This is a genomic window from Actinomadura craniellae (assembly GCF_003289645.1).
GTDB lineage: Bacteria > Actinomycetota > Actinomycetes > Streptosporangiales > Streptosporangiaceae > Actinomadura_D > Actinomadura_D craniellae.
In genome coordinates, this window is the sequence record NZ_QLYX01000008.1 from 64,241 (window position 1) to 78,302 (window position 14,062).

Here is a 14,062-nt window from a genome sequence, read left to right on the forward strand (position 1 = left end):
GACTTTACGTTCCCATATCTCCGGCATGGTGTGCTCTAGATCACACCACTTCGGTGGTATGAGCGTGTCGCCCGGCCTTTTTCGCGGCTGCGGGGCTATCTCCACGGCGGGGCGCACCCCATAGTGGTCCGGCCCGGGCAAGTCCATCTTTTACGGGTTCTTGCCATGGTTACTCGCGGGTAGCATGATGGTGAGTTACTGACCGGTATAGAGGCAGGGCGCGAACGCCCCTCGGCGGACATGAGCCCGAGGGCGGCGGGGCGGAGCCGAAAGGAAGCGTTCCATGGGGCACTACAAGAGCAACGTCCGGGACCTGGAGTTCAACCTCTTCGAGGTCTTCAACCGACAGGAGGTCCTGGGGTCCGGCCCGTACGCGGATCTGGACGAGGACACCGTCCGCAGCATCCTCGACGAGGTGGACCGCCTCGCCACCGGCGTGGTCGCCGACTCCTTCGAGGAGGGCGACCGCCACCCGCCGGTCTTCGACCCCGCCACCGGCACCGTGACGATGCCGGAGGGCTTCAAGAAGTCCTACCGGACCTACATGGACGCCGAGTGGTACCGCATCGACCTGTCGTCCGACTTCGGCGGCAGCAACGCCCCGCGCAGCCTCACCTGGGCCGTGTCGGAGCTGATCCTGGGCGCCAACCCGGCCGTGTACATGTTCTCCTCCGGCCCCGGCTTCGCCCAGATCCTGTGGAACATCGGCAACGCCGACCAGAAGCGGTTCGCCCAGCTCGCCCTGGAGCGCGAGTGGGGCGCCACCATGGTGCTGACCGAGCCCGACGCGGGCTCCGACGTCGGCGCCGGCCGGGCCAAGGCGATCGAGCAGCCCGACGGCACCTGGCACATCGAGGGCGTCAAGCGCTTCATCACCTCGGCCGAGCACGACATGTCCGAGAACATCTTCCACCTGGTGCTGGCCCGCCCCGAGGGGGCCGGCCCCGGTACCAAGGGCCTGTCGCTGTTCCTGGTGCCCAAGTTCATGGTCGACCTGGAGAGCGGTGAGCTGGGCGAGCGCAACGGCGTCTACGTCACCAACCTCGAGAAGAAGATGGGCATCAAGGTCTCCACGACCTGCGAACTCACCTTCGGCGAGCGGCACCCCGCCGTCGGCTACCTGGTCGGCGACGTGCACGAGGGCATCAAGCAGATGTTCCTCGTCATCGAGTACGCCCGGATGATGGTCGGCACCAAGGCGATCGCCACCCTGTCCACCGGCTACCTCAACGCGCTGGAGTACGCCAAGGAGCGGGTGCAGGGCGCCGACCTCACCCAGATGACCGACAAGACCGCGCCCCGGGTGCCCATCACCCACCACCCCGACGTGCGCCGCAGCCTGCTGACGCAGAAGGCCTACTCCGAGGGGATGCGCGCGCTGGTCCTGCTCACCGCCACCTACCAGGACGCGGTGCGGATCGCCGAGCACGAAGGCCGCCGGGACGAGCTCGCCGAGAAGGTCAACGACCTGCTGCTGCCGATCGTCAAGGGCTTCGGCTCCGAGCGGGCCTACGCGCTGCTCGGCTCCGAGTCGCTGCAGACCCTGGGCGGCTCCGGCTTCCTGCAGGAGTACCCCATCGAGCAGTACATCCGGGACGCCAAGATCGACACCCTGTACGAGGGCACCACCGCGATCCAGGGCCTGGACCTGTTCTTCCGGAAGATCGTGCGGGACAACGGCGCCGCCCTCAAGGTGCTCTCCGACCAGATCCGGGAGTTCGTGACAAGCGACGCGGGCAACGGCCGGCTCAAGACCGAGCGGGCGCTGCTCGGCCAGGCGCTGGACAACGTCGAGGGCATCCTCAACCCGATGGTCGGGTGGGCGCTGGCCTCGATGGAGAACCCGAAGGAGATCTACAAGGTCGGGCTGAACAGCAGCCGCCTGCTGCTGGGGCTCGGCGACCTGATCGTCGGCTGGCTGCTCTGCCGCCAGGCCGAGATCGCGCTGGCCAGGCTGGACGGCGGCGACGTGTCGGCGTCCGACCAGGACTTCTACCAGGGCAAGGTGGCCGCCGCACAGTTCTTCTGCGCGACGGTTCTGCCGCGGATCGCGTCCGACCGGGTGGTCACCGAGGCCACCACGCTGGACGTCATGGAACTGCCCGAGGCGGCCTTCTAAGCCGGCATGTCCGCCGGCCCCTCCGTCAGCAGCCGCGCCCGTTGAGGCTGCAGCCGTCCGGGGGGCCGGCGCGCCCGTCATCGACCTCGTAGGTGATGACGACCCGGCCGCCCGGCGGGATGGCGCCGCCGGACACGATGACCGTGTCCCCCTCCCTGCGCCAGTTACCCGGCTCCAGGTCGGTGACCCGGCCGTCGTCGTAGGAGAAGCGCAGCTCCCAGCGGTCCAGGGTGCGGTCGCCGCGGTTGACGATCGTGAGCGAGCCTTCGAAGTCGCCGCCCCACCACTCGCTGGAGACGGTGCGGTAGTCGACGTCGGTGTCCGGCCGGCCGCCCGGCCAGTCCGGCCGGTCGGGGCCGCGGCCGGGCCGGTCGTCCCCGCGGTCGCCGCCGCGCCCGTCCCCGGGGGGCCGGGTCGGCGTCGCGGTGCGGGTCCGGCCGGGCGTCGGCGAGGCGGTCGGGGTGCGGGAGGGCGTGGGGGTGGCCCGCACCGGCGGGCTGGGGGGATCGGTGATCGCGGCCATGGTCGGCTCGCAGCCGTCCGGCAGGCACGGGTCCATGGGCTGGATCGTCGAGAAGTCGTCCTTGCCGCCGGACAGCAGGACGGCGGTGCCGATGATGACGGCGGCCGTCAGCACCGCCGCGCCCAGGAACTTCGTGAGGGGACGCCTGAACCAGGGGGTCGGCCGCTCACGCCGCCGGGTCCCCGCGCGCCGTCCCCGTGAGGTTGGTCGCAGGGACGCCGGTTTCGGGTCGACAAGACCTGACATCTCGGTCCCATGCCTTGAAGATCGGACAAACAGCGCCACGACGGTAGCAGAGTGGCCAGGTGGGCAACGTGGGAATCACCACCATCACCGGCCACACAGACGTCAGTGAGGTATCGGACGGTTCCGTCCGATACCTCACTGACCGTGCGACAACCACCGGGTCAACAGCAGCGCGCCCGCGGGTTGCGCTCCCGGTCGTCGGTGCGCCGCCGCCAGAACTCCCGCTCCGGCAGGGGCGGCTCGCCGGGATGCCTGGCGTGGTGGTGCTCCAGGTAGACCTCGTAGGCCCGCTCCCCGGCGAACTCCCGCGCCCACCGCCACAGGCCGCGCAGCATCGGCCGGGCGTTCACGGCGCGGGCTCCGGGGTCCTGGGGGCCTCGGCGGTCCTGGCCGCCCGCATGTGTGCGCGTTCCTCGGCGGTGGGGATCAGGCCGGACGGCGCCCAGATCTCCGACTTCACGTACGGGTCCTCGGTGGTGGGCAGCGGGCCGGTGCGCAGCGCCCTGATCCACACCCGGGCGGCGTCGACCAGAATGATGATCACCAGGAGTGCGAAGAAGGCGGCGAGCAGCCCGTCCACGGTGGTGTTCAGCACGACCTGCTCCATCTGCTCGACGGTCTTGGCGGTGCCCAGCGAGGTCTGCCCGGCGTCCAGCGCCTGCTGGTACTGCTCGCGCTGGGCGAAGAAGCCCACCTTGGGGTCGTCGGAGAACACCTTCTGCCAGGACGCGGTCAGCGTCACCGTCGCGTCCCAGGCCAGCGGCACCAGCGTGACCCAGACGTACTTCACCTTGCCGGCCTTGATCAGCAGGGTGGTGGCGACGACCAGGGCGATCGCGGCCAGCAACTGGTTGGCGATGCCGAACAGCGGGAAGAGCTGGTTGATCCCGCCCAGCGGGTCGTTCACCCCGGCCCACAGGAAGTAGCCCCAGGCGCCCACGATCACCGCGCTGGCGACGTACCGGCCGGGCCACCAGGACACGTCCCCGGCCCGCTTCCAGACGTTGCCGGCGGTGTCCTGGAGCATGAACCGGCCGACCCGGGTCCCGGCGTCCACGGTGGTCAGGATGAACAACGCCTCGAACATGATCGCGAAGTGGTACCAGAAGGCGCGCAGCGCGTCCCCGCCGAAGATCTGGGAGAAGATCTCGCTGATCCCCACGGCCAGCGTCGGCGCGCCGCCGCTACGGCCGACCAGGGTGGCCTCCTCCACCGAGCGGGCCGCCGCGGCGAGCTGGTCGGGCGTGATGGTGAAGCCGATCGACGCCACCGCCTGGGACGCCGACTCCAGCGTCGGGCCGAGCGCCGGGGTCGGCATGTTCATCGCGAAGTAGAGCCCGGGGTCGATGATGCAGGCGGCCACCAGCGCCATTACGGCGACGAACGACTCGGCGAGCATCGCGCCGTAGCCGACCACCCGGACCTGCGACTCCTTCTCGATCAGCTTCGGCGTGGTGCCGGAGGCGACCAGCGCGTGGAAGCCCGACAGCGCCCCGCAGGCGATGATGATGAACACGAACGGGAACAGCGAGCCCGCGAACACCGGGCCCTGGCCGTTGAAGGCGAAGTCGGTGAACGCCTCGGTCTTCATGCTCGGCAGCGCCAGGACGATCGCCACGGCCAGCAGGGCGATGACCCCGATCTTCATGAAGGAGCTCAGGTAGTCGCGCGGGGCCAGCAGCATCCACACCGGCAGCACCGACGCCACGAACCCGTAGGCGATCAGCCAGAGGGTCAGCGCCTGCGGCGACAGCGTGAACGTGTCGGCGAGCGACGACTCGGCCACCCAGCCGCCGCCCACGATGGCGAGCAGCAGCAGCACGATCCCGATCGCGGAGGTCTCGATCACCCGGCCGGGCCGCAGGTAGCGCAGGTAGAAGCCCATGAACAGCGCGATCGGGACGGTCATCGCGATCGAGAAGGCGCCCCACGGCGAGCCCTTGAGCGCGTTCACCACCACCAGCGCCAGCACCGCCAGCAGGATCACCATGATGGCGAGCACCGCGATCAGCGCCGCCACGCCACCCACCGGGCCGATCTCCTCGCGGGCCATCTGGCCCAGGCTGCGACCGCCCCGACGCATCGAGAAGAACAGGATGACCATGTCCTGGACAGCGCCCGCGAAGATGACCCCGACGATGATCCACAGGGTGCCGGGCAGGTAGCCCATCTGCGCGGCCAGCACCGGGCCGACCAGCGGACCGGCCCCGGCGATGGCGGCGAAGTGGTGCCCGAACAGCACCCGCCGGTCGGTCGGCTGGAAGTCGGTCCCGTTGTCGACGCGCTCGGCCGGGGTGGCCCGGGTGTCGTCGACACCCAGCACCCGGCGGACGATGAAGCGGGCGTAGAAGCGGTAGGCGATCGCGTACGAGGCCAGCGCGGCGAAGACCAGCCAGGCGGCGGAGACCTCCTCGCCGCGCGACAGGGCGAGGACGGCCCAGCACACGGCCCCGATGACGCTGACCGTGCCCCAGATGAGCACCTGCCGGGGAGAGAAACGTCGTTGCGGGGTGGGCGGCGACATCGTGTCGGACAAGGCACCCTCCGGGGGAACGAGTGACCTGCGTCACTGCTTCCCCAGAATGGGATCAGCCCAAACCCGGTATGTGAACCACTCGCGGAACCGGGTAAGAGGCCCTCCACCGCGAGAGGAGACGTCCATGGTCGTCCACACTGAACGCCCGTCCCGCGCCATCTCCCTCCAGGCCGCCGGCCTGGTGGTCTTCGGGGTACTGGCCGCCCTTGCCGCACTGGTCGGCGCGCTGGGCGTCAGCGGCACGGGGCAGGAGTACGCCGCGCTGGACAAGCCCGGCTGGGCCCCGCCCTCCTGGCTTTTCGGCCCGGTCTGGTCGGTGCTGTACGCGATGATCGCCGTCTCCGGCTGGCTGGTCTGGCGGCGGCACGGCACGCCCCCGGCGCTCGCGGTCTACGCCGTGCAGCTCGTCCTGAACGCCGCCTGGACCCCGATCTTCTTCGGCGCCGGGCAGTACGGGTGGGCGATGCTCGACATCGCCCTGCTGTGGCTCGCGATCGGCGCGACGGTGCTGGTGTTCCGGCCGCTGTCGCGGCCGGCCACGTGGCTGCTGCTGCCGTACTGGCTGTGGGTGACCTACGCCGCCGCGCTGAACTTCGCCATCTGGACGGCCAACACCTGACCCGCCCGGAGCGCTCGCCCGGCCGTACGACGCGGCCGATGTGACCCGCCCGGAGCGCCCCTCCCGGCGGAGGGGACGGCGCCCGCCCAGATGCCTTTCGCGCAGGTGGAGAGAGGGCCGGTCCGCCCGCCCAGGCAGGCACCCCGGGCGGGTGGACCAGGCCGGTCAGCCGGTCAGGACCAGGCGAGCATGCGTGCCGGGTCCTCGACCATCGCGCCGACGTCGCGGAGCACCGCCGAGCCGAGTTCCCCGTCCACCACCCGGTGGTCGAAGGACAGCGACAGGGTCGTCACCCGGCGGATCGCGAGCTCGCCCCGGCGCACCCAGGGCAGCTCGCGGATCTGGCCGAACGCCAGGTTCGCCGACTCGCCGGGGGTGAGGATCGGCGTTCCCGCGTCCACCCCGAAGACCCCGACGTTGGTGATGCTGATCGTGCCGCCGGTCAGGTTCTCCAGCGAGCTCCGGCCCGCCCGCGCGGTCTCGGCCAGCCCGCCCAGCGCCGTCGCGAGTTCGGGCAGGGACAGGTTCTGGGCGTCCTTGATGTTCGGCACGACCAGGCCGCGCTCGGTGGCGACCGCGATCCCCAGGTTGACGTACTCGGGGATGATGATCTCGTCGTCGGTCCACCGCGCGTTGATCATCGGGTGCCGCCGGACCGCCACCAGCAGCGCCCGTGCGACCAGCAGCAGCGGCGAGACCTTGACCTCGGCGAACTCCGGCAGCTCGCGCAGCCGGCGGACGAGTTCGACGGTCTCGGTCGCGTCGACCTGGAGGAACTCGGTGACGTGCGGGGCGGTGAAGGCCGACCTGGTCACCGCGGCGGCGGTGCTGCGGCGCACCCCCCGGACGGGGATCCGCTGCTCCCGGACCGTGCCGGCTGCGACGGGAGCCGCCGGAGCGGCGGTCGTCCGGTCCGCGGCGGCCCGCACGTCCTCGCGGGTGACCGAGCCGCGTGGGCCTGTGCCGGAGAGCGCGGCGAGGTCGATGCCGAGATCCTTGGCCAGCTTCCGCACCGGCGGGGTGGCCAGCGCGACGACGCCCCGCGCGGGCCGGTCCACGGCGCGGCGCGTGGGCTGGTCCGCGACAGGTCGCGCGGCCTGGCCCGCGGGGCGCCGCGCGGGTTCGTCCACAGGCTGTGGACGGCGCCGGGGCCGCCGCTTCGTGGCACCCGGCCGCACGCCGTAACCGACGAGCACCGGCACCCGCGCGGGCTCGCCCGGAGATTTCGCCGGGACGTCCGGGCCGGTCTCCGGGCCGATGTGGGTGCCCGGGTCGGCGGCCGGGGACGGGACCAGGTCCTCCTTGAGCGCCGCGGCCTCCGGCGCGGGCGGGGCGGCCGGCGCCGCTCCCGGCTCGCCGGCCACGTCCACCGAGATGATCGGGACGCCCACGTCCACGGTCTCGCCCTCGGCGACGTGCAGCTCGGCCACCACGCCCTCGTACGGGCTGGGCAGCTCGACGATCGCCTTGGCGGTCTCGATCTCCACCACGATCTGGTTCATCTCGATCTCGTCGCCGGGGGCGACGTGCCACCGGACGATCTCGGCCTCGGTGAGGCCCTCGCCGACGTCGGGCAGCTTGAAGGACTTCCGCTCGGTCATCGCGCTCACCACCCGAAGACCCGGTCGACGGCGTCCAGGATGCGGTCGAGGTCGGGCAGGTAGTGCTCCTCGATCCGGGACGGCGGGTAGGGTGTGGAGAACCCGCCGACCCGCAGCACCGGCGCCGACAGGTGGTAGAAGCAGCGCTCGGTGATCCGGGCCGCCAGCTCGGCGCCGTACCCGGAGAACACCGGGGCCTCGTGCGCCACCACGCACCGGCCAGTGCGCTGCACCGACTCCGTCACCGTCTCGATGTCGAGCGGGTTCAGCGACCGCAGGTCGATCACCTCGATCGAGTGGTCCTCGTCGGCGACGGCCGCCTCCAGGCAGGTCTTCACCATCGGGCCGTACGCCAGCAGCGTGACGTCGTCGCCCGGCCGGACCACCTTGGCCCGGTGCAGCGGGGTCCAGTCCGTCGAGTCCGTCTCGACGTCCGCCTTGTCCCAGTAGCGCCGCTTGGGCTCGAAGAAGATCACCGGGTCGGGGGAGGCGACCGACTGCTGGATCATGGTGAACGCATCCACCGGGTTGGAGCAGGAGACCACCCGCAGCCCGGCGGTGTGCGTGAAGTACGCCTCGGGCGACTCGCTGTGGTGCTCGACCGCGCCGATGCCGCCGCCGCACGGGATACGGATCACCACGGGCAGTTGCAGCGCGCCCAGCGAGCGCAGCCGCATCTTGGCGAGCTGGGTGATGATCTGGTCCACGGCCGGGAACACGAACCCGTCGAACTGGATCTCGCACACCGGCCGGTAGCCGCGCAGCGCCAGCCCGATCGCGGTGCCCACGATGCCCGACTCGGCCAGCGGGGTGTCGATCACCCGCTCCTCGCCGAAGTCCTTCTGCAGCCCGTCGGTCACCCGGAACACGCCGCCCAGCTTGCCGACGTCCTCACCCATGATCAGGACCTTGGGGTCGTTCTCCATGGCCTGGCGCAGACCCGCGTTGAGCGCCCGGCCCAGCGTCAGGGCGGTCATGACGCGTCCTCGAAGGAGGCGAGGTAGGCGGCGAACTGCTGCTGCTCCTCGGCGAGCAGGGGGTGCGGCTCGGCGTACACGTTCTGGAAGATGTCGAGCGGCTGGGGGTCGGGCAGCGCCAGGCAGCGCCGGCGCAGGTCGGCGGCGTACTGCTTGGCCTCCGCGTCGACCTCCTCGAAGAAGGCGGCGTCGGCCTGCTCGCTCTTCACCAGATACGCCTTCACCCGTTCGATCGGATCCTTCAGCTTCCACGACTCCAACTCGGCGGCGAGCCGGTAGCGGGTGGGGTCGTCGGTGGTGGTGTGCGCCCCCATCCGGTAGGTGTACGCCTCGACCAGCGTGGGGCCCTGGCCGGTGCGGGCGGCCTCCATCGCCTTGCGGGTCACCGCCAGGCAGGCGAACACGTCGTTGCCGTCCACCCGCAGGCCGGGGAACCCGAAGCCCTGCGCCCGCCGGTACAGCGGGATGCGGCTCTGCTTCTCCAGCGGCTCGGAGATCGCCCACTGGTTGTTCTGGCAGAAGAACACCACCGGGGCGTTGAACACCGACGCCCACACGAACGCCTCGTTCACGTCGCCCTGCGAGGTGGCGCCGTCACCGAAGTAGGCGACGGCCGCCGCGGCCGACGGGGTGCCCAGCACCCCGTCCCGCTGGATGCCCATGGCGTAGCCGGTGGCGTGCAGGGTCTGGCTGCCGATCACGATCGTGTAGAGGTGGAAGTTGTGCGCCGCAGGGTCCCAGCCGGCGTTGGCGACTCCACGGAACATCCCCAGCAGGTGCAGCGGGTCCAGGCCGCGGCACCAGGCCACCCCGTGCTCCCGGTAGGTCGGGAACACCATGTCGGTGGCGTTCAGGGCCCGGGCGGAACCCACCTGGGCGGCCTCCTGACCCAGCAGCGAGGGCCACAGGCCCAGCTCGCCCTGGCGGGTCAGCGCGACCGCCTCCAGGTCGAACCGGCGGGTGATCACAAGGTCGCGGTAGAGGCTCCGGATCTCGGCACCGGAAAGGTCCAGGGGGTAGTCGGGCCGCTCGACCAGTTCGCCTTCCGGCGTCAACAACTGGATCAGATCGGTCGTCTCGGGCGCGCCGACAGTCACGTTTCACTCCTCATCCCGACCGGTCCGCGGGATCGCCGCCGCCGGTCGATGTCGGGGGCCGCGGTGTCCCGAGGGTGGGGGGACGGTGCGACCGCTGACGTCATCGTGACAGACCTCACGTCATACGCGGTACCCCTGATCTTGTGCGGAGCTACATTTCGGCCCCTCCCCGGGCGAGCGTAGTTTCAGACGTGAGGGAAGGAGCCGAATATGACTGAACCACGTTTCGCGTTGCCCGGGATGCTCGTCGACGGCGCCTGGGAATCGGTCGGAGAGAAGGGCCAGTTCGAAGTTCGCGCCCCCTACGACGGGTCGCTGGTGGCCGCGGTGCCGGCCGGCGGCCCCGCGGACGTCGACCGGGCGGTGATCGCGGCACGCAACGCGCTGGCCCGCGACGACTTCGCCCGCACCGACCGGATCCGGGTGCTGGAGCAGGCCTCGGCCGCGCTCAACGACCGCCGCGAGGACTTCGCCACGGCCATCGCGCTGGAATCCGCCAAGCCCATCAAGACCGCCCGGGTGGAGGCCGCCCGCGCGGCCGAGACGTTCGCGTTCGCCGCCGCCGAGGCCCGCCGCCTGGCCGGCGAGGTGGTGCCGATGGACGCCTCCCCCGCCGGCGCCGGCAAGACCGCCTTCACGCTGCGGGTGCCCGTCGGCGTGGTGGCCGCCATCTCCCCGTTCAACTTTCCCCTCAACCTCGTCGCGCACAAGCTCGCCCCGGCGATCGCCGCGGGCTGCCCCGTGGTGCTCAAGCCGGCCTCCCAGACCCCCGTGTCGGCGCTGCTGCTGGCCGAACTGCTGCACGGGCTGGGCGTCCCCGCCGGCTGGCTCAACGTGGTGACCGGCGGCGGCGGGACGGTCGGCGACGCGCTGGCCACCCACCCCGACGTCGCCTACGTGACGTTCACCGGGTCGTCCGAGGTGGGCTGGGCGCTGGTGGCCAAGGCGCCGCGCACCAAGGTCCGGCTGGAGCTGGGCTCCAACTCGCCGCTGATCGTGGACGCCTCGGGCGACTGGGAGACCGCCGCGGCCAAGGCGTCGGTGGCCGGGTTCTCGCACGCCGGCCAGTCGTGCATCTCCACCCAGCGCATCTTCGTCCACGAGGACATCGCCGACGACTTCGTCTCCGCCCTGGTCACCCGGGTCGAGGGGCTGCGCGTCGGCGACCCGATGGACGAGCACACCGACGTGTCCTCGCTGATCTCCGCAGGTGAGACCGAGCGGATGGAGCAGTGGGTCAAGGAGGCCGTCGAGGCGGGCGGCAAGGTCCTCACCGGCGGCGAGGCCGAGCACCTCCCCGGCGGCGTGGTGTTCCGGCCCACCGTGATCGAGGGCATGCCCGCCACCGCCAAGGTGCAGTGCGAGGAGGTCTTCGGGCCGATCGTCACGATCACCCGCTTCACCTCGTTCGACGACGCGCTGGCCCAGGCCAACGACTCCAGGTACGGCCTCCAGGCCGGCGTCTACACCGCCGAAATCGCCAAGGCGTTGCAGGCGGCCAAGACCCTCAGCTTCGGTGGCGTCCTCATCAACGAGGTCCCCACCAGCCGCTCCGACCAGCAGCCCTACGGCGGCGTCCGCGACTCCGGCAACACCCGCGAGGGCCCCGCCTACGCCATCGAGGAGATGACCGAAATCCGCCTGATCACCCTCCAGCCCTGACCTTCCCGTGATCGGCCGCCGGGGTCACTCGCGGGAGAGGGCGCGGGTGGCGCCGGCGGCGACGGTGAGGCCGAGGACGAGGCCGGCGGCGACCAGGATGTTGGCGATCCACTGGTAGACGCCGCGCGGGGCGTAGTACATCTCCTGGCCCAGGGAGCCGATCGGCAGCATCAGGTCGAGGGTGTAGAGGAAGGCGTTGAAGCTCGGCTTCTGCTCGGCCTCCAACTGCGGTGGCCGGTGCAGCGAGAACACGATGGTGCCGAAGGCCAGCAGGCCGGCCAGCCAGCTCAGCGCGCGGAACGGGCGGAAGCCGTAGCCGACCAGGCCGTCCTGCATCCAGCCGACGAGCTTGCGGGGCAGGGTGTGCGTCTTGCGGCGGTCGCGGGCCTTGGCGAGCAGCACCGTCCGGCCCTGGTCGTCGAGGCCGATCGAGCGGTAGGCCTGGGCCAGCCGCTCGTACGGCTGCGGCTGGTAGCCGTCGGTGTCGCGACGCACCCAGTCGAGCCGTTCCCGGGCGGTCAGCGGCGGGTCCAGCGTCTCGTAGGACAGCCCGTCGAGCTGGAGCCGGCGCGCCCAGGTCTTCGGGTCGTCCCGGAGCAGGCTGATCTTGGCGTAGGAGAGGTCGGCCACACCGTTGATCTGCCTGGCCGGGCGCAGCAGCACCTCCTCGACCTGGAGCCGCTGCAGGCTCAGCGCCACCCCGCCCTCGTTGTTCAGGTGCGCGTCGCGGAAGCTGAGCTGGCCGCCGATCCGGCCGCCGGAGAAGCTGACCGCGCCCTCGGCGGTGAAGCCGTCCGAACAGTAGACGTCGGTCTCGACGCCGAGGTCGTCGGCGTTCAGCGCGGTCCGGTCCGGGTGCTTCAGCTGGGCGCCGACGAGGGACAGGTAGCCGCCGACCCGGGCGCCGCGCAGCCGGACCTCGCCCTGCGCGGTGAAGCCGCCGTCGCAGAAGACGTTGGCGGCGACCTCCAGCCGGCTGGCGTACAGGGCCGCCCCGGACGGGTTGTACAGCCGCGCGCCACGGAAGATCAGCTGCCCGCCGACCCGGGCGCCGGGCAGCCGGACCTCGCCCTGCGCGGTGAAGTCCTTGTCGCAGTAGACGTTGGCGTCCACCGTCAGCCGGTCGGCGAGCAGGGCGTCGCCGCCGGGGTTGATCAGCTGCACGCCGGTCATGTTGAGGATGCCGCTGACGTGCGCGCCGTCCAGCCAGACCCCGCCGGTGATCCGGCTGCCCTCCAGCCAGAGGTGGCCGTCCACCCGGGTGCCCGAGGCCACCAGCCCGGGCAGCCGGCAGTGCATCAGGTGGACGCTGTTCATGTTCGCCCAGTACAGGTGCGGGGCCTCGTCGAAGGAGCAGCCGGTCAGCGCCAGCGGGACGGTCACCTCGGCGTGCCCCAGGTTCAGGCTGCCGAGGATGCGCGCGCCGGTCAGCCGGACGGCGGCGATCTGCCCCGGCTCGGCCTCGACCTCGCCGTTCAGCAGGGCCACCAGCACCTCGGCGCGCACCGCGCGTTCCATGCCCCAGCGGTCGGGATCGTCGTAGGATCCGTTGCCGCTGCTCAGATCGACGGAATCACCTCGTGGAAAGGCCTCCCAGAGGGCGCGCTCCGGAGGGGACAGTTCCTCGATGTCCATCGACGGCTCCTGACAGTCGGGTGGCCGGGGATCTCCAACTGATGTCGACCTGGGAACATGTATAGCGTTCTTGTCCGGATCACGAAGGGAGACGGCCGTGGCGCGCCTTGCCGTCGACGTCATGCTCAAGCCCGAGATCCTCGACCCGCAGGGTCAGGCGATCGCCCGCAAGCTGCCCCAGATGGGGTTCGAAGGGATCGCCGGGGTGCGCCAGGGCAAGCGTTTCGAACTGGTGGTGGAGGGGCCGGCCGACGAGGCGGCCGTGGAGCGCGTGCGCAAGATCGCGGACACCCTGCTGGCCAACCCGGTCATCGAAACATACGAGGTACACGTTCTATCGGACAATTGATGGGCCATCCTGGTGCGTTCCAATAGGTCCGGAACCCCACGAGAAAGCGCCCAATCAGCCTTGCGCTGTCTCTTCTCATCCCAGTGTTCACGCAAAGACCGGTCACCGTAGCGATTACGTCAGATTCGCCCGGGGAACTGTTAGCCGCGTCGGGGTTTCCAAGTCACGGGGTGACCGGTGGACATGAAGTTCTCGCTCGCGCTGCCACGCGAAGCGCTGAGCATCCCGGTGATTCGCCGGGTGCTCGGTGACGCGTTGAGCGGATTGGGAGTTTCCGACGAGTGCATCGGCGATATCCTCGTCGCCACCTCCGAGGCCTGCACCAATGTGATTCGGCACGCCCACGCGCAGTCCGATTACGAGGTCCTCGTCACCATCACGGACGATCTGTGCACGCTGAAGGTGACCGATACCGGCCGCGGGTTGCGCGGCATACCGGAGATCGAACCGATTCCGGTCGCCGGAGATGTGACCGATCCCACCACGCTGCGCGAGTCCGGCCGGGGCATCCGCATCATGCAGGCGCTGGTCGACGACGTGACCTTCGCCAGCCGGCCCGGCCACGGCACCTCCGTCTACCTGCAAAAACGGCTGACCTGGCGGGACGAGGCGCTGCTGCGCCGCCTCGAAGGAGAACTCGTCCGGACTGCCGGGTAGATTGGGAGCGCGCGCGGGGGGAGTCCGACGCGCGATGGCGA

12 protein-coding genes are annotated in these 14,062 nt (G+C 70.8%); 5 read left to right on the top strand and 7 right to left on the bottom strand.

Going from position 1 to position 14,062, the window contains the following annotated elements; translation table 11 throughout:
- Positions 1-283: 283 nt before the first annotated feature.
- Positions 284-2,119 carry an acyl-CoA dehydrogenase gene (locus DPM19_RS18300; RefSeq protein WP_111869166.1) on the top strand — a complete coding sequence of 612 codons (1,836 nt, stop codon included), beginning with the start codon at positions 284-286 and terminating at the stop codon, positions 2,117-2,119.
- Between the two features lie 25 nt (positions 2,120-2,144).
- Here the strand turns inward: DPM19_RS18300 and DPM19_RS18305 are convergent, their stop codons facing one another.
- The 3 genes from DPM19_RS18305 to DPM19_RS18315 all read right to left on the bottom strand — a co-directional run bounded on the left by DPM19_RS18305 (position 2,145) and on the right by DPM19_RS18315 (position 5,424).
- The gene (locus DPM19_RS18305; RefSeq protein ID WP_111869167.1) at positions 2,145-2,756 is read right to left on the bottom strand and encodes a cellulose binding domain-containing protein; all 612 of its coding nucleotides are present in this window, start codon (positions 2,754-2,756) and stop codon (positions 2,145-2,147) included.
- A 293-nt stretch (positions 2,757-3,049) separates the two neighbouring features.
- A complete protein-coding gene (locus DPM19_RS18310) occupies positions 3,050-3,238 on the bottom strand; it encodes a YbdD/YjiX family protein (RefSeq protein WP_233510409.1) in 189 nt (62 codons plus the stop codon).
- The gene (locus tag DPM19_RS18315; protein WP_325050256.1) at positions 3,235-5,424 is read right to left on the bottom strand and encodes a carbon starvation CstA family protein; all 2,190 of its coding nucleotides are present in this window, start codon (positions 5,422-5,424) and stop codon (positions 3,235-3,237) included. Before DPM19_RS18315 ends, DPM19_RS18310 begins: the two co-directional genes overlap by 4 nt.
- Before the next feature lie 124 nt (positions 5,425-5,548).
- On the opposite strand from DPM19_RS18315, the gene DPM19_RS18320 reads away from it, so the two are divergent.
- Positions 5,549-6,043: a TspO/MBR family protein gene (locus DPM19_RS18320; RefSeq protein WP_111869168.1), complete on the top strand. Its 495-nt coding sequence runs from the start codon at positions 5,549-5,551 to the stop codon at positions 6,041-6,043.
- Positions 6,044-6,216: 173 nt separating this feature from the next.
- Here the strand turns inward: DPM19_RS18320 and DPM19_RS18325 are convergent, their stop codons facing one another.
- The 3 genes from DPM19_RS18325 to pdhA are packed head-to-tail and all read right to left on the bottom strand — an operon-like array spanning position 6,217 to position 9,718.
- Positions 6,217-7,644 carry a dihydrolipoamide acetyltransferase family protein gene (locus DPM19_RS18325; RefSeq protein WP_111869169.1) on the bottom strand — a complete coding sequence of 476 codons (1,428 nt, stop codon included), beginning with the start codon at positions 7,642-7,644 and terminating at the stop codon, positions 6,217-6,219.
- A gap of 5 nt (positions 7,645-7,649) precedes the next feature.
- Entirely contained in the window at positions 7,650-8,621 is a 972-nt protein-coding gene (locus DPM19_RS18330) for an alpha-ketoacid dehydrogenase subunit beta (RefSeq protein WP_111869170.1), read from the bottom strand.
- The gene (pdhA, locus tag DPM19_RS18335; protein ID WP_111869171.1) at positions 8,618-9,718 is read right to left on the bottom strand and encodes a pyruvate dehydrogenase (acetyl-transferring) E1 component subunit alpha; all 1,101 of its coding nucleotides are present in this window, start codon (positions 9,716-9,718) and stop codon (positions 8,618-8,620) included. Before pdhA ends, DPM19_RS18330 begins: the two co-directional genes overlap by 4 nt.
- A gap of 210 nt (positions 9,719-9,928) precedes the next feature.
- On the opposite strand from pdhA, the gene DPM19_RS18340 reads away from it, so the two are divergent.
- Positions 9,929-11,380, top strand: a complete 1,452-nt coding sequence (locus tag DPM19_RS18340; protein WP_111869172.1) for an aldehyde dehydrogenase family protein — start codon at positions 9,929-9,931, stop codon at positions 11,378-11,380.
- 24 nt (positions 11,381-11,404) lie between these two features.
- On the opposite strand, the gene DPM19_RS18345 is transcribed toward DPM19_RS18340, so the two are convergent.
- The gene (locus DPM19_RS18345; RefSeq protein ID WP_111869173.1) at positions 11,405-13,015 is read right to left on the bottom strand and encodes a hypothetical protein; all 1,611 of its coding nucleotides are present in this window, start codon (positions 13,013-13,015) and stop codon (positions 11,405-11,407) included.
- A 97-nt stretch (positions 13,016-13,112) separates the two neighbouring features.
- Here DPM19_RS18345 and purS point away from each other — a divergent pair, with 97 nt between their 5' ends.
- Together purS and DPM19_RS18355 are read left to right on the top strand one after the other, a co-directional pair.
- Complete coding sequence (purS, locus tag DPM19_RS18350; RefSeq protein ID WP_111869174.1) at positions 13,113-13,364, top strand: phosphoribosylformylglycinamidine synthase subunit PurS; 252 nt, start codon at positions 13,113-13,115, stop codon at positions 13,362-13,364.
- Between the two features lie 183 nt (positions 13,365-13,547).
- The gene (locus DPM19_RS18355) at positions 13,548-14,021 is read left to right on the top strand and encodes an ATP-binding protein (RefSeq protein WP_111869175.1); all 474 of its coding nucleotides are present in this window, start codon (positions 13,548-13,550) and stop codon (positions 14,019-14,021) included.
- Positions 14,022-14,062 lie beyond the last annotated feature (41 nt).